The organism is Blastococcus sp. SYSU DS0510, from assembly GCF_054050835.1.
Genome location: NZ_JBJHAC010000009.1, coordinates 83,278 through 100,975, shown reverse-complemented (window position 1 = coordinate 100,975; position 17,698 = coordinate 83,278). Strand labels below are relative to the sequence as shown.

Below are 17,698 nucleotides of genomic sequence, written 5' to 3'. Positions count from 1 at the left end.
CCGGGGGCGGTGGGACGGCCACCTCCCGGCGGCTCGGGCCGATAGCGTGTGCCCGCCGCCGAGGAGGAGCCATGGCCGACGTCCTGCTGCCCGGGATCACCGCGACCCGGGTGACCACCCCACGACTCACCCAGAACGTCCTGCACCCGGCCGGCGTGGAGCCCGGCGGGGCCGGCGGCGAGGTCGTGCTGTTCGTGCACGGCAACGTGAGCTCCGCACTCTTCTGGCAGCAGCCGCTGCTGGCCCTGGCCGAGGAGGCGCGGGTGCGGCCGGTCGCGGTGGACCTGCGCGGCTACGGCGAGACCGACCCGCTGCCCGTGGACGCGCGCCGGGGTGTGCGCGACTGGGCCGACGACGTCGCCGCGCTGGTGGAGACCCTCGGCCTCGAGCGGGTGCACCTGGTCGGCTGGAGCATGGGCGCGGGCGTCGTCCTGCAGTACCTGCTCGACGCGCCCGAGCGGGTGGCCTCCGTGGCGCTGGTCGCCCCGGTCTCGCCGTTCGGCTTCGGCGGCACGGCCGGGCCGGACGGGCGCCGCCTCGCCGCGGACGGCACGGGGTCCGGTGGGGGTGCGGCCAACCCCGACTTCGTCGCCGCGCTCGCCGCGGGCGACACGGGCGCGGACAGCCCGACCAGCCCGCGGTCGATCCTGCGGGCGTTCTACGTGGCGCCGGGGTCGCTGCCGCTGGACCCAGCGATGGAGGACGTGTTCGTCGCGTCGATGCTGTCCACCCGGACCGGCGTCGACCACTACCCGGGCGACTCCGCGCCCGGCTCGGCCTGGCCCGGCCTGGCGCCGGGGGAGCGTGGCGTGCTCAACACGATGGCACCCACGGTCATGGACCTGTCGGGGATCGCCGAGCTGGCCGGCAAGCCGCCGGTGCTGTGGATCCGCGGGGACGCCGACGCGATCGTCTCGGACACCTCCGTGTTCGACCTGGCGTACCTGGGGCAGCTGGGCGCGGTGCCGGGCTGGCCGGGGGAGGTGTGCCCGCCGCAGCCGATGGTGACCCAGACCCGAGCCGTCCTGGAGCGCTACGCCGCGGCCGGTGGCACCTACCGCGAGGTCGTCCTGCCCGGGGTCGGGCACTCGCCGCACGTCGAGCGGCCGCAGGAGTTCCTGGTAGCCCTGCTGGAGCACCTGGACGTCGCCGCGGACGCCGCGGCCTGACCTCCGCCGAGGCTTCGGTCAGTTGGCGTGGAGCTCGGCGTTGAGCGCGCCCCAGTCGCCGTCCCGCGGGAGGGCCTCGAGGGCGCCGCTGACGCTGTTGCGGCGGAAGAGGAGCCCGTTGCGGCCGGAGAGCTCGGCGGCCTTGACCACGGAGCCGTCGGGCAGGGTGACGCGGGCGCCGGCGGTCACGTAGCAACCGGCCTCCACGACGCAGCCGTCGCCGAGGGAGATGCCGATGCCGGCGTTGGCGCCCAGCAGGCAGCCGGCGCCGATCGAGATCACCTGCGTGCCGCCGCCGGAGAGGGTGCCCATGATGGAGGCGCTGCCGCCGATGTCGCTGTCCGCTCCGACGACGACGCCGGCGCTGATCCGGCCCTCCACCATCGAGGGGCCGAGGGTGCCGGCGTTGAAGTTGACGAAGCCCTCGTGCATGACCGTCGTCCCCTCGGCCAGGTGCGCGCCGAGCCGCACCCGGTCGGCGTCGGCGATCCGCACGCCGGAGGGGATGACGTAGTCGACCATCCGCGGGAACTTGTCGACGCTGAAGACCGTCACGTGGCCGACGGCGGCCCGCAGCCGGTGGGCGTTGAACGTCGCCGCCTCGACGGGACCGGAGCTGGTCCAGGCGACGTTGGTGAGCAGGCCGAAGACGCCGGTCATGTTCGCGCCGTGCGGCTGGATCAGCCGGTGGGAGAGCAGGTGCAGCCGCAGCCAGACGTCGTGGGCGTCCACCGGCGGCTGGGTGAGGTCGGCGATGACCGTGCGGACGGCGATGACCTCCACCCCGCGGGCCTCGTCGCGGCGCACCAGGCCCCCGTAGTCGGGGCCGAGCTCGCCGGAGAGCTCCAGCGCGCCGAGGCGTCGGGTCCCCGTGGCCGCGCCGGCGGGCGCGCCGAGCCGGGGCTCGGGGTACCAGGTGTCGAGCACGGTGCCCGAGGGGGTGACGGTCGCCAGACCGGCGGCTACGGCTGAGACGGGAGCGGGCGCTGCGGCGGTCACGCCGGGAACGCTACCGAGGCGGATCCGCGCGGGGGCGGGCCGGTCCGTGAGTTGCTGGAACGGCCTGGCTGCAGGGGCCCGGGGCGAGCGTCAGCGAGTTCCGGGGGGTGGTGAGGTGCTGGAACGGCCTGGCTGCAGGGGCCCGGGGCGAGCGTCAGCGAGTTCCGGGGGGTGGTGAGGTGCTGGAACGGCCTGGCTGCAGGGGCCCGGGGCGAGCGTCAGCGAGTTCCGGGGGGCAGCCAGGTCCTTTCACTAAGCTCGGCAGTCGTGAGTGCCCCGCCGCAGCTGGACCTGTCCGCCGACGTCCTCGCGCTGACCCGTGCCCTCGTCGACGCCCCCTCGGTGTCCGGCAGCGAGACGGCGCTGGCCGACGCGGTGGAGGCGGCGCTGCGGGCGCTCGGCGGGCTGGAGGTCGAGCGCGTCGGGGATGCCGTGCTCGCCCGCACCAACCTCGACCGCCCCACCCGGGTGGTCCTCGCCGGCCACCTGGACACCGTGCCGATCGCCGGCAACGTGCCCAGCCGGCTCGACGACGCCACCGGCCTGCTCTACGGCTGCGGCACCAGCGACATGAAGGCCGGCGACGCGGTCATGCTGCGGCTGGCCGCGGTGTTCGGCGTCCCCGGTGCGGAGCCGGCGCACGACCTCACGTTCGTCTTCTACGACAACGAGGAGGTCGAGGCCGTGAAGAACGGGCTCGGCCGGGTGGCCCGGGAGCGGCGCGGCTGGCTCTACGGCGACCTCGCCATCCTGCTCGAGCCCACCGACGGCGAGATCGAGGCCGGCTGCCAGGGGACCCTGCGCGCGGTGCTGTCCACGTCGGGCCGCCGCGCGCACAGCGCTCGGAGCTGGTTGGGGCAGAACGCGGTCCACGGGCTGGCCGGCGCGCTCGCCGTGCTCGCCGGGTACCAGGCGCGCGAGGTCGAGATCGACGGCTGCACCTACCGGGAGGGGCTGAACGCGGTCGGCATCTCCGGCGGGGTCGCCGGCAACGTCATCCCCGACGAGGCCTCGCTCACCGTCAACTTCCGCTACGCCCCCGACCGGGACGAGGACGCCGCCGAGGCGCACGTCCGCGGGGTGTTCGCCGAGGCGATCGCGGACGGCGCGACGCTCACCGTCGTCGACAACTCCGGGGGTGCGCTGCCCGGCCTGGCCGAGCCGGCCGCCGCCGCCTTCATCGCCGCCGTCGGCCGCCCCGCGCGCGCCAAGCTGGGCTGGACCGACGTCGCCCGGTTCGCCGCCTTCGGCATCCCCGCGATCAACTACGGACCGGGCGACCCGCAGCTGGCCCACACCCGCGAGGAGCACGTGCGGGTCGACCGGCTGCAGCCCTCCGTCGACGCCCTCACCGCCTACCTCTCCGGGAGGACCGCATGACCAGCACCCCACCGCCGGAGGGCCGGCGTCCGCGCCCGACCCGCCACCGCGGGCCGATCGTGCTCCGCGGCGGGGAGCCCGATCGGCAGCGGCAGGGGTCGACCACCGACCAGCGGCTCCTCGACAAGCGCGGGCCCAGCGACTGGGTGCACACCGATCCGTGGCGTGTCCTGCGCATCCAGAGCGAGTTCGTCGAGGGCTTCGGCCTGCTCGCCGAGCTGCCCCGCGCGGTCAGCGTGTTCGGCAGCGCCCGCACCCCGCGCGACCACCCGCACTACGCCGCCGGCGTGGAGATCGGGGCCGCGCTCACCCGTGCCGGGTACGCCGTGATCACCGGTGGCGGGCCGGGGGCCATGGAGGCGGCCAACCGCGGCGCCTCGGAGGCCGGCGGCCTGTCGGTGGGGCTCGGCATCGAGCTGCCGTTCGAGCAGGAGCTCAACGAGTGGGTCGACGTCGGCATCTCGTTCCGCTACTTCTTCGTGCGCAAGACGATGTTCGTCAAGTACGCGCAGGCCTTCGTGATCCTCCCTGGCGGCTTCGGCACCCTCGACGAGCTGTTCGAGGCGCTCACCCTCGTGCAGACCCGCAAGGTGACCCGTTTCCCGGTGGTCCTCTACGGCACGGAGTACTGGGGCGGCCTGATCGACTGGGTCCGGAACACGATGGCCGAGCACGGCGCGATCAGCCCCGGCGACGTGGACCTGCTGCACTGCACCGACGACGTCGAGGAGATCGTCGCGATCGTCCAGGAGGCCGAGCGGGAGCGGGCGGCCGGCGACAACGGCGGAGGGATGCGCGCCCCGGCGACCGGCCCGTCCGACGCCTGACGTGCTCTCCTTCCTCCTGTTCGTCGTCGCCGTCCTGCTGGTCGGGGGCGCGCTGTTCCTCGTCGCCTCGCTGCTGCTCGGCCGCGGCGAGACCCAGCCGCCGGCCGACCCCGACCGTTCCCCGGTCGAGCTGCCCGAGGACCGGCGCGTGGTCGCCGACGACGTGCGGGGGCTGCGGATCGCGGTGACCGCCCGGGGTTACCGCATGGTCGAGGTCGACTGGCTGCTCGACCAGCTGGCGCAGACCCTGGACGAGCGGGACGCCGAGATCGCGGCGCTCCGTGCCGAGCTGGCCGCACGCAGCCGGGAGGAGGCGCCGACCGACCCGGGCGCCGCGCCGGCCGACCCGGAGAGGACGCGGGATGCCTGAGCTGGTGGAGCGGGTGGAGGTGGCGGCGCCGCCCGAGCGGGTGTGGGCCGCGCTCACCGACTGGACGCGGCAGGGCGAGTGGATGCTCGCCACCGATGTCGAGACCGTGGACGGGCCGGCGCAGGGGGTGGGTGGCCGGCTGGCCGCCCGCACCGGGCTGCCGGTGCCCGGCCGCCCCCGCATCGGGTTCCTGGACACGATGGTCATCACGGCATGGGACCCCCCGCGACGGGTCGAGGTCCAGCACACCGGCCGGCTGGTCCGCGGGCCCGGCATCTTCGAGATCGAGGCGCGCGGCGGGCAGAGCACCTTCGTCTGGACCGAGCGGCTCGACCTGCCCTTCGGGGTGCTCGGCCGACTGGGATGGGTGCTGGCCCGGCCGGTCGCCCTGCTCGGCATCCGCTGGTCGCTCCGGCGCTTCGCCGCGTTCGCCCGCGACCACTGACCCGCTGCGGTGCGCCGCCGGCGGTCGGTGAGGATGGGCCGGTGCGGAACGGGAGGGCGCGGTGAGCCGGCGGGGATGGGCGCTGTTCCTCGCCATGTCGGTGATCTGGGGGGTGCCCTACCTGCTCATCAAGGTGGCGGTCGGGGAGGTGTCGCCGGTCACGGTCGTCTTCGCCCGCTGCGTCGTCGGTGCCGCGCTGCTCGTGCCCTGGACGGTGGCCCGCGGCCAGCTGCGGCCCGCCCTGCGGCACTGGAAGGCGCTGCTGCTGTTCACGGCGCTCGAGATGGCCGGGCCCTGGCTGCTGCTGTCCTACGCCGAGCAGACGTTGTCCAGCTCGCTCACCGGGCTGCTGGTGGCCGGGGTGCCGTTCGTGGCGGCGCTCGCGGCCCGGCTGGCGGGTGAGGACGAGCGGCTGACCCCCGTGCGGCTGGCCGGCATGGCCGTCGGCGTCGCCGGCATCGCCCTCCTGCTGGGCCTGGACCTTGACGGGGCGCAGCTGCTGCCGATCCTCGCCGTGGGGCTGGTGGTCCTGGGCTACGCGACGGCGCCGCTGGTGGTCAGCCGGGCGCTGCCCGAGGTGCCCGGCGTCGCCGCGAGCTCGATCGCGCTGCTCGTGACGGCGGTCGTCTACGCGCCCTTCGCCGTCCCGCGGCTGGGCCAGGTGACGGCGGCGTCGCCGGACGCGCTGCTCTCGCTGCTGACCCTGGGGGTGCTCTGCACCGCGGTGGCGCTGGCGCTGTTCTTCGCGCTCATCCGCGAGGTGGGGCCGCAGCGGGCGCTGGTCATCACCTTCGTCAACCCCGTCGTCGCGGTGCTGCTCGGCGTGCTGCTGCTCGACGAGCCGTTCACCCTCGGCCTGGCGCTCGGGCTGCCGCTGGTGCTGATCGGGTGCGTCCTGGCGACCCGGCGCGGCGCGCCCGGCCCCGAGCCGAGCGTGGCGGCGGTGGACGCCTCCGCCCGGTGACCGGTCAGCCGCGGCGGGTGCGCACGACCGCCCACACCGCGGCGACCGCCAGCACCCCGGCGACGACCAGCAGCAGGTTCAGGCCGTAGGAGTCCTGCGGCAGGAAGCCCGGCTCCTGCACGTCCCCCGGGTCCAGCGCGAACACCAGCGCCACCGCGACCAGCACCCCGGCGACGACGAGCCCGACGGCCATCGGCGCGCGGGCGGGTCGGGGGAGGAGGCGGTTGATCAGGGCGCCCCCGAGGACGACGAGAGGCGCGATGACGAGGTCGTGCAGCAGCGCGCTGCCGACGAACCACGGCACCCACGCCGACAGCGGCACCCGGTCGCCGGCGCCCAGCAGGCCGAGGATGCCCCAGCCGACGGCGGCGAACCCCGGCACCAGGAACAGCCACCGCCACCACGGGCGGGCCGCCGACGCGAGGGGCCGGGCGGGGTCGGAGGCGTCGCCGTCCCCTCGACCACCGTGCCCGACCCGCCCCGCCGCGCGCCCGTCGCGGGACATCCCGGTGCTCACGCCGGCCGCACCAGGGCCAGCCACTTCGTCTGCATCACGCCCGGCCGGTTCGGCGCGATGAGCCGCACCGGGTAGCCGTGGTCGAGGGCGAGCGGTTCGCCACCGAGCTGCAGGGCGAGCAGGGTGCGCGGGTCGGCGCTGTGCGGCGGCGCCACCACGCTGGTGCGGTAGAGCCCGCCGGTCTGCAGCGACTCGACGACGACCCGGGCGTTCCGCGGGAGGCCGGCCTCCTCGAGCAGGTCGGCCAGGCGGACCCCGGTCCAGCGGCCGGTCGCGCTCCAGCCCTCCACGCAGGCGATCGGCAGCGTCTCGGTGTGCTGGGGGCGCCGGCGCAGCTCGGCCAGCGACAGCTCCAGGCGGCGGGGCCCGTCGACCACCAGCCGGTAGCCGGGGTCGGTCGCGGACTCCTCGACCTGCGCCGCCTCCGCCGTCTGGTTGACCGGCAGGCCCTGGGGGCCGGCGTCCGGCAGCCGCGGCGCGAGCAGGGACACCGGGGCGAGGGAGGAGACCGTCTGGCCCAGCGTGGTGACGGTGACCGCCGCGACGGAGAGCCCGGAGGCGAGGACGAAGGCGCGGCGGTCGATGGCGCCCTCCTCCTCGGCCGCCTCCGCCGCGCACAGCTCCTCGGCCTGCCCGGGGGCCAGCCCGGCGGTGGCGGCCGGGGACCCGCGGCGGGCCAGGCCGCGCCGGATCTGCGGTGCCTTCGCGCCGACGTGCACCGCCACGGCGCCGATCGCGATCCACCCGGTCCAGTAGTGCGCGGTCGGGAAGAAGAAGCCGAACGGGTACCACTGCGCGATGTTGATCAGCCCCGTGAGCAGCTGCATCGCGGCGGTGCCGACGAGCACGAGGATCGACAGCCGGCCGACCAGCCGGGCGAGGGAGCCGGCCGGCGGCCACTCGAAGAGCAGCGGGTAGACCGTCCAGAGCTTGACCAGCAGCAGCGGGATCGCGGCGAGCCCGGTCGCCACGTGCAGCCCCTGGGTCAGCCGGTAGAGCCACACCGGGGACGACGGCCAGGAGAACCACTCCGGCCCCGACTGGACGAGGTCGCTGACCAGCCCGGTCAGGAAGGACACCAGGAAGGCCAGCCCGAGCCAGACCCCGACCCGCGCCGCGCGCCGCTCGGAGTGCAGAGGGCTGGGGAAGGCGCCGGCGCGGAAGGGACCGCGCCGCAGCTGCTCCGGGGGGTCGGGCAGGCGGGCGCCCAGCAGCCGGTCGAGGCGGCTCGTCACGACGCCGTCCCGAGGGTGGCGGCGAGCCCGGTCACCACCTGGCGGGTCCGGGTGCCGGGAGCGCACCGCTCCGCGACGGCCAGCGCGTCCGGGAAGTGGTCGATGTCGGTGAGCACCGGCAGGTCGAGCACGGTGAGGCCGGCCGCCTCCAGCGCCGCGCGGGTGCGGACGGCGGTGTCCTCGCGAGACATGGGGACGCCGGGCAGCATCTGGGCGGCCCCGGGCGCGTGCAGGCCCAGCGCCCACCAGCCGCCGTCGGGGGCGACGCCCAGCACCGCCGAGCCGGGGCCTGCCCGGACCAGGCGCTCGAGGCAGCTCGCCAGCAGGTCGGGGGTCACCTGCGGGGTGTCCATCCCGATCAGCAAGGTGGGCACGGCGCCGCCCGGCCCGGCCATGGCGTCGGCGAACGCGGCCGCGAGCCGCACGCCGAGGTCGCCGTCGGCCTGCGGGACGACGACGCAGCCGGTGAGGTCCAGCTCGCCCGGGGCACCGTCCAGCGCGACGACCCGCCGTGCGACGGGCGTCGCGCGGACGGCGTCGAGGGTGTCGCCGACCGCGGCCGCGGCGATCGCCGCCGCCTGCTCGGGCGTGCACGGCGGGCTCAGCCGGGTCTTGCTGCGGCCGGGGACGGGGGCCTTGGTGATGACGAGGAGCTGGGTGGGGGTCACGACGAGAGCACCTGCCGCATGTCGCGGATCGTGCGCACCGTGCCGAGCACGGTGCCGGTGACCTTGGAGCGGGTGCCCTCGGCGCGCGGCGCGTAGGGCACGTCGACCTCGCGCACCCGCCAGCCGGCGTCGGCGGCGCGGGTGACCATCTCCAGCGGGTAGCCGAAGCGGCGGTCGGTGATGCCGAGGCCGAGCAGGGCGGTGCGGCGGGCGGCGCGCATGGGGCCGAGGTCGTGCAGGGCCAGGCCCGTGCGGCGGCGCAGCATCACGCCCAGCGCCAGGTTGGCGACCCGGGCGTGCACCGGCCAGGCGCTGCGGCGGGTCGGCCGGCGGCGGCCCAGCACCAGGTCGGCGTCGCCGGCGAGCACGGGGTCCGCGACGAGCGGCAGGTCGGCGGGGTCCATGGAGCCGTCGGCGTCGCAGAAGCAGACGACGTCGTCGCCGGCCGCCTCCAGCCCCGCGTGCGCGGCCGCGCCGAAGCCGCGCTGCGGGACGTGGACCACCGTGGCGCCGTGCTCGGCCGCGATCGCCGGGGAGCCGTCGGTCGAGCCGTTGTCCGCCACGATCGCGCGGTAGCCGGGTGGGAGCCGGCCGAGCACCCAGGGCAGCGCGCCGGCCTCGTCGAGGCAGGGCAGGACGACGTCGGGCACCCCAGGACACAACCACGGACGCGCCGGTCGTGCCCGCCGACGGGGTCCCCGGCCGGCGGGCGGCCACGGGGGCGGGGCCCTACTGTCCGGCTGATGACCGAGGCGACCACGGAGGCACCGCGGGCGACGGCCCCGGTCGCGGGCGTCCGCTGGTGGCGGCCCTGGGTGGGCCTGCTGCTCGCCGTTCTCCTGGTCGCGGGCACGGCGCTGGCCGGCCGGGCGCTGACCCGCGACGGCGTCGACCTGCACCTCATCGGCGGCTACGTCATCCGGGGCCCCTGGGACCCGCTGGTGTCCCCACGGGTCCTCCTGCCCGCCGCGGTGGGGCTGGCCCTCGTGCTGTGGGGGCCGGCCGCGGCGCGGCGCGCGCGGTGGCCGGTGCTGCTCGCCGGCGCGGCCGCGGCGACGGCGGGGTGGGCGGTCGCCCTCGCCCTGGCGAGCGGGTGGGGCCGGCTGACCGAGCCGCTGGGCAGCCCGTACGAGTACCCGTACGACGTCGGCCGGGTGGGTGGGCTGGGGGAGTTCCTGCGCACCTTCAACGACTCGGTGCTGGCCGACTCCGCCGACCCCTGGACGACGCACGTGTCGGGGCACCCGCCCGGCGCGCTGCTGGCCTTCGTGCTGCTGGACCGGGCCGGGCTCGGCGGTCTGGGCTGGGCGGCGGCGATGTGCATCGCGGCCGGCGCCCTCGCGGTGCCGGCCGTGCTGGTGACCGTGCGCGCGGTCGCCGACGAGCCGGCGGCCCGGGCGGTGGCGCCGTTCCTGGTGCTGGCGCCGACGGCGGTGTGGGTGGCCACCAGCGCCGACGCGCTGTTCGCCGGGGTGATGGCCTGGGGCGTCGCCCTGCTGGCCACCGCGGCGGCGCGGGGGCGGGGTGGGGGAGCAGCCGCCCGTGCCCTGGCCGGTGGGCTGCTGCTCGGGCTGGCCCTGCACCTCTCCTTCGGGCTGGCGTCGCTGGGCCTGCTCGCCCTCGCTGTCGTGGTGGTGCAGCGACCCCGGCTCGGCTGGGCGGGCGTCGCGCGGGTGCTCGCCGTCGCGGCCGGTGGGGTGGTCCTGGTCTTCGCGCTGTTCGCCGTCCCCGGCTACGACTGGTTCGAGGGGCTGTCCCTCACCGCCGCGCGGGTGCGCTCCGGCCCGTCCTACGCCGACCGCCCGCTGGCGTTCTTCCTGGTCGGCAACCTGGCGGCGGCCGCGGTGGCGGCGGGCCCCGCGGCGGTGGCCGGGCTGGCCTGCCTGCGCCGGTCGGCGCTCGCGCTGCTGCCGCTGGCGGTGCTGGCCGCGATGCTGGTGAGCGACCTGACCGGGCTGGTCCGGGGGGAGACCGAGCGGATCTGGCTCCCCTTCACGGTGTGGCTGCCGCTCGCCGCGGCGTTCCTGCCGCCGCGGCAGGCGCGGGTCTGGCTGGTGCTGAGCGCGGTCACCGCGCTGGTGGCGGAGGTGGCCCTGCGCACCGAGTGGTGAACCGGCCGGCTCAGCCGCGCGGGGCCGGGCGCAGCTCCGCGGTGGCGAACTCGCGCATGCCGTCGAGGAAGTCCACCCGCGCGCGGAACCCCAGCTCGGCCTCGGCCCGGGCCGGGCTCGCCACCACGTGCCGCACGTCCCCGAGCCGGTACCCGCCGGTCACCTCCGGCTCCGGGCCGCCCATGGCGTCGGCCAGGGCCCGGGCCATGTCGCCCACGGTGTGCGGCCGCCCCGACGCCACGTTGTAGGCGCGCAGCGTGGACTCCGCGGGCGGGTGCTCCAGCGCCCGGAGGTTCGCCGTCGCCACGTCCGACACGTGCACGAAGTCGCGCTGCTGGCCGCCGTCCTCGAACACCGCGGGGGCGCGGCCGGACTCCAGCGCGCTGCGGAAGATGGACGCGACGCCGGCGTAGGGGGTGTCCCGCGGCATCCGGGGGCCGTACACGTTGTGGTACCGCAGCGCGACGACGCTGCCGCCGGTGGAGCCGGCCCAGGCGGCCGCGAGGTGCTCCTGGGCGAGCTTGGTGGCCGCGTAGGTGGTGCGCGGGTCGGGCGCGTCGTCCTCGGTGACCAGGTCCCAGCCGAGCTGCCGCCCGCAGCGGGGGCACGGCGGCTCGAAGCGGCCGGCGTCGAGGTCCGCGCGCCGGCGGGGCGCCGCCGGGACCGGCCCGTGCTCCGGGCAGGAGTACCGGCCCTCGCCGTAGACGACCATCGAGCCGGCCAGCACGAGCCGGCCGATGCCGGCCCGGGCCATCGCGGCCAGCAGCACCGCGGTGCCCAGGTCGTTGATGCCCGCGTAGAGCGGCATGTCCTGCACGTCGACACCCAGGCCCACCATCGCCGCCTGGTGGCACACCGCGTCGACGCCGTCCAGCGCGCCGTCGACCGCCGTCGCGTCGCGGACGTCGCCGACCACCAGGTCCGCCCCCTCCGGGAGCGGGGGGCCGTCGGGGTAGTCGGGGTGGACGGCGGGCAGCAGGGCGTCCAGCACGCGCACCTGGTGGCCGGCGTCGAGGAGGGACGCGGCGACGGCCGAGCCGATGAAGCCGGCACCGCCGGTGACGAGGACGTGCACGAGCGGGGACGCTACTGGGGCCGGCCGGGCCCCGCCGCCCGGCGGGAACGTCGGTGGCCGGCGCTAGCGTCTCCGCGTGCAACGCTGCGCCTGGGCCACGAGCGCCCCCGAGTACGTCACCTACCACGACGAGGAGTGGGGCGTCCCGCTGCGCGGCGACGACGCCCTGTTCGAGCGGCTGTGCCTGGAGGCCTTCCAGTCGGGGCTCTCCTGGATCACGATCCTGCGGAAGCGGCCGGCGTTCCGGGCCGCCTTCGCCGGCTTCCGGATCGACGCCGTGGCCGCCTTCACGGAGGAGGACCGGGCACGACTCATGGCGGACGCGGGCATCGTCCGCAACCGGGCCAAGATCGACGCGGCGGTCGCCAACGCGCGGGTGGCCGGGCAGCTCCCCGAGGGGCTCTCGGAGCTGCTCTGGTCGTTCGCGCCGGAGGGCCCGCGCACCCGCCCGCAGACCCTCGACGAGGTGCCGGCGACCAGCCCCCAGTCGGTCGCCATGGCCAAGGAGCTCAAGCGGCGCGGCTTCGTCTTCGTCGGCCCGACGACCGCCTATGCGCTCATGCAGGCGACCGGGATGGTGGACGACCACGTCGCCGGCTGCTTCCGGGCGGCACCCCCGGAGCGCGACGCGCCGTCACCCTGACGGGCCTCGTGTTGGACGGACGGCCCTCATACGGGATCATTGACCACGGAGCTCACAGCATCGGACACCGCGCGCCTGTCAGCAGAGGCAGACGTGCGGCTGGCGAAGGAGGCACGCATGGCGGCCATGAAGCCGCGCACGGGTGAAGGTCCCCTCGAGGTCACCAAGGAAGGGCGCGGCCTGGTCATGCGGGTACCGCTGGAAGGCGGCGGGCGTCTGGTCGTCGAGCTGTCGCCCGACGAGGCGGCCGCGCTCTCGGAGGCGCTGAAGGGCGCCACCAGCTGATCTCGGCGCGGTCCCGCCAGGCGGCGGCTCCGCGCAGGACACGACCCGGCCCCGGCCGACGGCAGCTCGCCGTCGTCCGGGGCCGGGTCGTTCTCCGTGCTCAGGCGGCGCCGGGCACCGGGCTGCGGCGCAGGGCGGCGAACCAGCGCCCGCCGTCCTCCCAGGACTCCACGAGGCGGAGGCCCGCCGCCGTCGCGATCCGCTCGACGGCGTCGCAGCCCACGTGCGCCCAGTCGAACCAGGAGCTCACCTCGCCGGCCCGCTCCAGCCGCAGCCGCGTCGTCCGCTGGCCCGCCCCGGGGCCCTCCGTCTCGACCAGCACCAGGCCGCCCGGGGCGACGATGGCCCGGCAGCGGCGCAGCAGCGCGGTCGGGTTCCCACCGATGCCGATGTTCCCGTCGGCCAGCAGCGTCGTGCCCCACAGCCCCTCGGCGTCGACCGGCTCGAAGACCGACCGCCGGATGACCGTGGCGCCCGAGCTCCGGGCCAGCCGCAGCGCCGTCGGCGAGATGTCCAGCCCCACCGCGTGCACGCCGCGGCGGGCGAGCTCGGCGGCCAGCCGGCCGGGCCCGCAGCCGACGTCGAGGACGGTGCCCCGGGCCCGGGCGAGGAAGCGGCGATCGACGTCGTCGGCCTCGCCGGTCCACCGGTCGAGCGCACCGGCGAGCGAGTACGTGCGGCCGTCGGCGTCCCGCACCGACCAGGGCACCGGCGCGGGTGCGTCCGCGGTTCCGGCGGACTGCAGGGCCGCCGCGTAGAAGTCGGTGGCTGCAGAGGGCATGGGGCTCTCGCTCTCCCGGTGCGCGGCGGACGGTGACCGGCCGCCGCACCGAGGTCGCGGGACGTCGGGAGGCGGGCGTGCTCCTGCCCATAGCCAGAATCGGACGTGCTCAATCCAGTGACGCCGCTGACCTGCGTCTCCGGGGTGCTGCGCTGGCCTCGCGGGGGGTGCCGCGAGAAGCTGGGCGGGTGGAGGAGGGCGCATGAGCGAGGACCGGGGGGTCGTGTTCCCCGCAGGGGCCGACGGGCGGCGGAGCACGGCGGCCCTCGGCCGGGCCGTCGTCGCGGACGCGCTACGCCCCGCCGACGCCGCCGGCGCCCTCGCGGCCGAGCGGGAGACCAACTGGCGGGCGGGCTACCTGACCCACTTCCGCCGGCTGGTCGAGGCCGGGCTGCCCTCGCCGGACGCGGCACGGGCCATCGCCGGGGCCGGGCTGACCTCCCTGCACGCGCGCATGCGGGTGGCCGGCCCCGAGGGGGAGACCGAGCTGGCGGCGCTCGCCGCCGCACCCGCCGCCCGCGTGCTGCGCACGGTGCAGGTGACCGGCACCGCCGAGCCCGAGCGTGAGCTGTCGCTGCCGTTCCGCGGCGGGCGGCTGCGGGGTGACGCGCTGCAGCGCCGGCTGGACGACTGGGTCGCGGCGGGGGTCGTGGAGCCGTCGTGCGCCGACGCGGTGCGGACCGTCGCGGCGCACCCCGAGTGGCTCGCGCTGCCCGACCGCACCGTGGTGGTGCTGGGCGCCGGCGCCGAGATGGGTCCGCTCACGGCGCTGCTGCGCTGGGGGGCCCGCGTCGCCGGTGTGGACCTGCCCCGCGCGCCGCTGTGGGAGCGGGTGCTCGACATCGCCCGCGCGGGCGCCGGCACCCTGCTGGTGCCGACGCCGGAGCCGGGCGACGAGCCCGATCCGGCGCGGGCGGGCGCCGATCTGATCGCCGAGGTCCCGGCGGTCGCCGACTGGGCCGCCGGGCTGCCCGGGCAGGCGGTGCTGGGCAACTACGTCTACGCCGACGGCGCCACGAACGTGCGGGTCTCCGCGGCGGTGGACGCGCTGACCGTGCGCCTGGCGGCCGAGCGGCCGGAGCTCGCGCTGGCGTTCCTCGCCACGCCGACCGACGTCTTCGCCGTCCCCGCCGACGCGGTCGCGCAGTCGGTGGAGGCCTATGCGCGGCGCTCCCGCACGGCCAAGCTGCTGGGCCGCCCGCTGCGGACGGTCTCGGGTGGCCGCCTGCTGCAGCGTGCCTACGTGCCCGGCACCGACCCCGGCATCGCCGACAGCCTGGTCGCCCAGCAGGGCCCCAACTACGCGCTGGCCAAGCGGCTGCAGCGCTGGCGGGCGACCACCGCCCGCGCGGCGGGCGCCACCGTGTCGATGAACGTCGCCCCGCCCACGCGGACCCGCTCGGTGCTGAAGAACCGGGCCCTGGCCGCGGCCTACGCCGGCGCCCACCGGTTCGGGGTGGAGATCTTCGAGCCGGCCACCTCCAACGTGCTCATGGCCGCGCTGCTGGTGCACGACCTGCACACCGGCGGCGGCCCGGCGCAGGAGCACCCGTGGCAGGACGAGGCGCACGAGGCGGCGCACGGCGGGCTGTGGCGGGCGGCCTACCAGCCGCGCAGCGCGCTCGGGCTGGCCGCCCTGCTCGGCTACGGCGCCGCCCGCGGCTGACCCCCCGGCCCTGGTTGATGGGAGCGAGATGACCCGGCTGTTCGGTGCACGGACCCTGCTGACGATCCTGCGGACGGGCAACGCCCGCGCCCGCCTGCGCGCCACGCGGGACGGCCAGGCCGCCATCCGGCTGAACCTCGGGGCGGCCGGGCTGACCACCGGGGTCCTCGACGCGGTCGGGGACGGGGCGGTGGCGGCCCCCGACCTCGCCCGCCGGCTCGGGGTGGCCGACGAGGCGCTGCTGGGCGCCTTCCTGGAGGTGCTGGCGGCAGCCGGGCTCCTGCGGCAGGACGCCGGCCGCTGGTCGCTGACGGCCGCCGGCCGGGCCGTGGTGGGTGACGACCTCGTGCGCGCCTCGTACGAGGCGTTCGCCGGGTTCCACACCGACGTCTACCGCGACCTCGGGAGGCTCCTGGCCGGCGGGCCCCCGCGGAGGGACGTCGCCGAGCAGGGGACCGTCATCGCGCGGATCTCGGCCGCCTTCGAGCCGTTCGTCGACGACCTCCTGCGGGAGGTGGTGGCCGCGGTCGGGCCGCGGCGGGTGCTCGACGTCGGCTGCGGCGCGGGGCTCCAGCTGGCCACGATGCTGGCCGCGGCGCCCGGGGCCGAGGGCATCGGGGTCGACGCCGACGCCGGTGCGGCGGCGCTCGCCCGGCGCACGCTCGAGCAGCGCGGTCTCGGTGGGCGGGCCACGATCGTGCCGGCCGACGTCCGGGGGCTGGCCGACGACGGCCCGTTCGACCTCGCGCTGCTGGCGAACGTCGTCTACTACCTGCCGGTGGAGGAGCGCGTCGCCCTGTTCACCGACGTGGCCGGGCGGCTCTCCCCGGAGGGCACGCTGCTGGTGGTCACGACGGTGGCGATGCCGCAGCTGTTCAGCCGGCACTTCGACCTGCTGCTGCGGGCGCAGGAAGGGGCCATGTCGCTGCCCACGGCCGAGGACCTCGTGGGCGGTCTGCGCGCGGCCGGCCTGCGACCGCAGGAGCCGAGGCGGATCGCGCCGGGCGCTCCGGTCCTCGCCGTGGCGGCGGTCCGGCCGTCCTGACCGCCGGGTCTCAGGCCGGGCCGACCAGCCCGGCGACGATCTCGGCGGAGAGCCCGACCAGCGGCAGCCCGCCGCCGGGATGGGCCGACCCGCCGACCAGGAACAGCCCGGGGACGCGGGAGGCGTTGCCCGGGCGCAGGAACGCCGCGCGCGAGCCGTTGCTGGAGCTGCCGTAGATGGACCCGCCGACGCTGCCGGTGGCACGTGCCAGGTCGGCCGGCGTGCGGACCACGCGCCAGCGCAGCCGGTCGCGGACGTCCAGCCCCCGCCGGGCGAGGACGCCGAGCACGTGGTCGGCGTACCCCTCGGCCAGCCCCGGGGCGTCCCAGTCCACGCCGTGCCCCGGGTCGTGCCGCGGCGCGTTGACCAGGACGAACCACGACTCGCTGTCGCCGTCGGGAACCAGAGCGGGGTCGTCGGGCGCGCTGACGTAGACGGTGGGGTCGGGCACCGGGCACGGGAGGCCCGCGTGGCGGCCGGTGCCGAAGACGGCGTCGAACTCCGGGTCGTAGTCGGACGGGAAGAGCACGGTGTGGTGGTGCAGCCCCGGGGTGCGGCCGCGCAGCGCCAGGAGCAGCACGAACCCCGACAGCGACGGCGTCGCCCGGCCCAGGTCCCGGCGGACGCGCCGGGTACGCGGGTCCGGCGCGAGCAGGTCGGCGTGCAGGGCGGCGGCGTCGACCCCCGAGACGACGACGTCGGCCGGCAGCCGCTCGCCGTCGGCCAGCTCCACACCGCCGACCCGGTCGCCGTCGACGAGGACCCGGCGGACCGCGCAGCCGGTGCGCAGCACCGCGCCGTGCCCGACCGCCCGGTCCAGCACCGCGAGCCCGAGCCGGTGCAGCCCGCCGCGCACGTACCAGGAGCCGAAGGCCTGCTCGGCGTACGGCACGGTCGCCAGCACCGCGGGCGCGCGGCGCGGGTCCGAGCCGGAGTACGTGGCGTAGCGGTCCAGCAGGGTGCGCAGGTGCGGGTGGCGCAGGTGCCGACGGCCGAGACCGCGCAGCGACTGCCACGGCGCGATCGCCGCGACGTCCGCCGGACGCCGGGCCAGCCGCGCCAGCGTCGTCGCGCCGGCCAGCGGGGTGCGCAGGAACGGCTCCTCGCTGATCCGCCACATCGCGGCCGCCCGCTCCATGAGCGCGGCCCACTGGGCGCCGGTGCCGGCGCCCAGCGTGTCGTCGAGCGCGGCCGGCACGGCGTCCGCGCGGCCCGGCAGCGTCAGCCGGGTCCCGTCGCCGAACCGGTAGCCGACCGCGGGGTCCAGCCGGACCAGGTCGACGGCGTCCTCGAGCCGGCCACCGGTCGCGGCGAACAGGTCTCGGTACACCCGCGGCAGGGTGACCAGGCTCGGCCCGGTGTCGAAGGCGTGCCCGTCGCGGGCGTACCAGCCGAGCTTCCCCCCGACGTGGTCCGCCTGCTCCGCGAGGGTGACCGCGTGGCCGAGCGCCGCCAGCCGCGCCGCGGCGGACAGGCCGCCGAGCCCGGCTCCCACGACCACCACCCGCGCCACGGGCC

The 17,698-nt window shown here is 77.0% G+C and carries 19 protein-coding genes; 11 read left to right on the top strand and 8 right to left on the bottom strand.

What is annotated here, in order from left to right:
• Positions 1–71 precede the first annotated feature (71 nt).
• On the top strand, positions 72–1,169 hold the full coding sequence (locus ACI79P_RS09520) for an alpha/beta fold hydrolase (RefSeq protein WP_456580798.1): 1,098 nt from the start codon (positions 72–74) through the stop codon (positions 1,167–1,169).
• An 18-nt stretch (positions 1,170–1,187) separates the two neighbouring features.
• Here ACI79P_RS09520 and dapD read toward each other — a convergent pair whose 3' ends face one another.
• Complete coding sequence (gene dapD / locus ACI79P_RS09515) at positions 1,188–2,168, bottom strand: 2,3,4,5-tetrahydropyridine-2,6-dicarboxylate N-succinyltransferase (RefSeq protein WP_456580797.1); 981 nt, start codon at positions 2,166–2,168, stop codon at positions 1,188–1,190.
• 267 nt (positions 2,169–2,435) lie between these two features.
• Between dapD and dapE the strand changes: the two genes are divergently transcribed.
• From dapE to ACI79P_RS09490, 5 genes are all read left to right on the top strand, one after another.
• On the top strand, positions 2,436–3,548 hold the full coding sequence (gene dapE, locus ACI79P_RS09510; RefSeq protein ID WP_456580796.1) for a succinyl-diaminopimelate desuccinylase: 1,113 nt from the start codon (positions 2,436–2,438) through the stop codon (positions 3,546–3,548).
• Positions 3,545–4,375 carry an LOG family protein gene (locus ACI79P_RS09505; RefSeq protein WP_456580795.1) on the top strand — a complete coding sequence of 277 codons (831 nt, stop codon included), beginning with the start codon at positions 3,545–3,547 and terminating at the stop codon, positions 4,373–4,375. The genes dapE and ACI79P_RS09505 overlap by 4 nt, the downstream gene beginning before the upstream one ends.
• A 1-nt stretch (position 4,376) precedes the next feature.
• Positions 4,377–4,745, top strand: coding sequence for a DivIVA domain-containing protein (locus ACI79P_RS09500; RefSeq protein ID WP_456580794.1), 369 nt, complete (start codon positions 4,377–4,379; stop codon positions 4,743–4,745).
• Positions 4,738–5,190, top strand: a complete 453-nt coding sequence (locus ACI79P_RS09495) for an SRPBCC family protein (RefSeq protein ID WP_456580793.1) — start codon at positions 4,738–4,740, stop codon at positions 5,188–5,190. Before ACI79P_RS09500 ends, ACI79P_RS09495 begins: the two co-directional genes overlap by 8 nt.
• A 61-nt stretch (positions 5,191–5,251) precedes the next feature.
• Entirely contained in the window at positions 5,252–6,154 is a 903-nt protein-coding gene (locus ACI79P_RS09490; RefSeq protein WP_456580792.1) for a DMT family transporter, read from the top strand.
• 4 nt (positions 6,155–6,158) lie between these two features.
• Here the strand turns inward: ACI79P_RS09490 and ACI79P_RS09485 are convergent, their stop codons facing one another.
• From ACI79P_RS09485 to ACI79P_RS09470, 4 genes are read right to left on the bottom strand one after another with little or no spacing between them, the layout of a single operon-like run.
• Positions 6,159–6,671 (bottom strand): hypothetical protein, encoded by a 513-nt coding sequence (locus tag ACI79P_RS09485; RefSeq protein WP_456580791.1) that lies wholly within the window; start codon positions 6,669–6,671, stop codon positions 6,159–6,161.
• Complete coding sequence (locus tag ACI79P_RS09480) at positions 6,668–7,906, bottom strand: molybdopterin-dependent oxidoreductase (protein ID WP_456580790.1); 1,239 nt, start codon at positions 7,904–7,906, stop codon at positions 6,668–6,670. Before ACI79P_RS09480 ends, ACI79P_RS09485 begins: the two co-directional genes overlap by 4 nt.
• Positions 7,903–8,574, bottom strand: coding sequence for a TIGR04282 family arsenosugar biosynthesis glycosyltransferase (locus ACI79P_RS09475; RefSeq protein WP_456580789.1), 672 nt, complete (start codon positions 8,572–8,574; stop codon positions 7,903–7,905). Before ACI79P_RS09475 ends, ACI79P_RS09480 begins: the two co-directional genes overlap by 4 nt.
• The gene (locus ACI79P_RS09470; protein ID WP_456580788.1) at positions 8,571–9,224 is read right to left on the bottom strand and encodes a glycosyltransferase family 2 protein; all 654 of its coding nucleotides are present in this window, start codon (positions 9,222–9,224) and stop codon (positions 8,571–8,573) included. Before ACI79P_RS09470 ends, ACI79P_RS09475 begins: the two co-directional genes overlap by 4 nt.
• A gap of 93 nt (positions 9,225–9,317) precedes the next feature.
• Here ACI79P_RS09470 and ACI79P_RS09465 point away from each other — a divergent pair, with 93 nt between their 5' ends.
• Complete coding sequence (locus ACI79P_RS09465) at positions 9,318–10,685, top strand: hypothetical protein (RefSeq protein WP_456580787.1); 1,368 nt, start codon at positions 9,318–9,320, stop codon at positions 10,683–10,685.
• Between the two features lie 10 nt (positions 10,686–10,695).
• On the opposite strand, the gene ACI79P_RS09460 is transcribed toward ACI79P_RS09465, so the two are convergent.
• Positions 10,696–11,760, bottom strand: coding sequence for an NAD-dependent epimerase/dehydratase family protein (locus ACI79P_RS09460; RefSeq protein ID WP_456580786.1), 1,065 nt, complete (start codon positions 11,758–11,760; stop codon positions 10,696–10,698).
• 76 nt (positions 11,761–11,836) lie between these two features.
• On the opposite strand from ACI79P_RS09460, the gene ACI79P_RS09455 reads away from it, so the two are divergent.
• Together ACI79P_RS09455 and ACI79P_RS09450 are read left to right on the top strand one after the other, a co-directional pair.
• Positions 11,837–12,403 (top strand): DNA-3-methyladenine glycosylase I, encoded by a 567-nt coding sequence (locus ACI79P_RS09455; RefSeq protein WP_456580785.1) that lies wholly within the window; start codon positions 11,837–11,839, stop codon positions 12,401–12,403.
• 117 nt (positions 12,404–12,520) lie between these two features.
• Entirely contained in the window at positions 12,521–12,688 is a 168-nt protein-coding gene (locus ACI79P_RS09450) for a DUF3117 domain-containing protein (protein ID WP_012947303.1), read from the top strand.
• 100 nt (positions 12,689–12,788) lie between these two features.
• Here ACI79P_RS09450 and ACI79P_RS09445 read toward each other — a convergent pair whose 3' ends face one another.
• Positions 12,789–13,469, bottom strand: coding sequence for a class I SAM-dependent methyltransferase (locus tag ACI79P_RS09445; protein WP_456580784.1), 681 nt, complete (start codon positions 13,467–13,469; stop codon positions 12,789–12,791).
• 202 nt (positions 13,470–13,671) lie between these two features.
• On the opposite strand from ACI79P_RS09445, the gene ACI79P_RS09440 reads away from it, so the two are divergent.
• Both ACI79P_RS09440 and ACI79P_RS09435 read left to right on the top strand, forming a co-directional pair.
• Positions 13,672–15,135, top strand: a complete 1,464-nt coding sequence (locus ACI79P_RS09440; protein ID WP_456580783.1) for a hypothetical protein — start codon at positions 13,672–13,674, stop codon at positions 15,133–15,135.
• Positions 15,136–15,325: 190 nt separating this feature from the next.
• Positions 15,326–16,180, top strand: a complete 855-nt coding sequence (locus tag ACI79P_RS09435) for a methyltransferase domain-containing protein (RefSeq protein WP_456580849.1) — start codon at positions 15,326–15,328, stop codon at positions 16,178–16,180.
• Positions 16,181–16,190: 10 nt separating this feature from the next.
• Here ACI79P_RS09435 and ACI79P_RS09430 read toward each other — a convergent pair whose 3' ends face one another.
• A complete protein-coding gene (locus ACI79P_RS09430) occupies positions 16,191–17,693 on the bottom strand; it encodes a phytoene desaturase family protein (RefSeq protein WP_456580782.1) in 1,503 nt (500 codons plus the stop codon).
• Positions 17,694–17,698 lie beyond the last annotated feature (5 nt).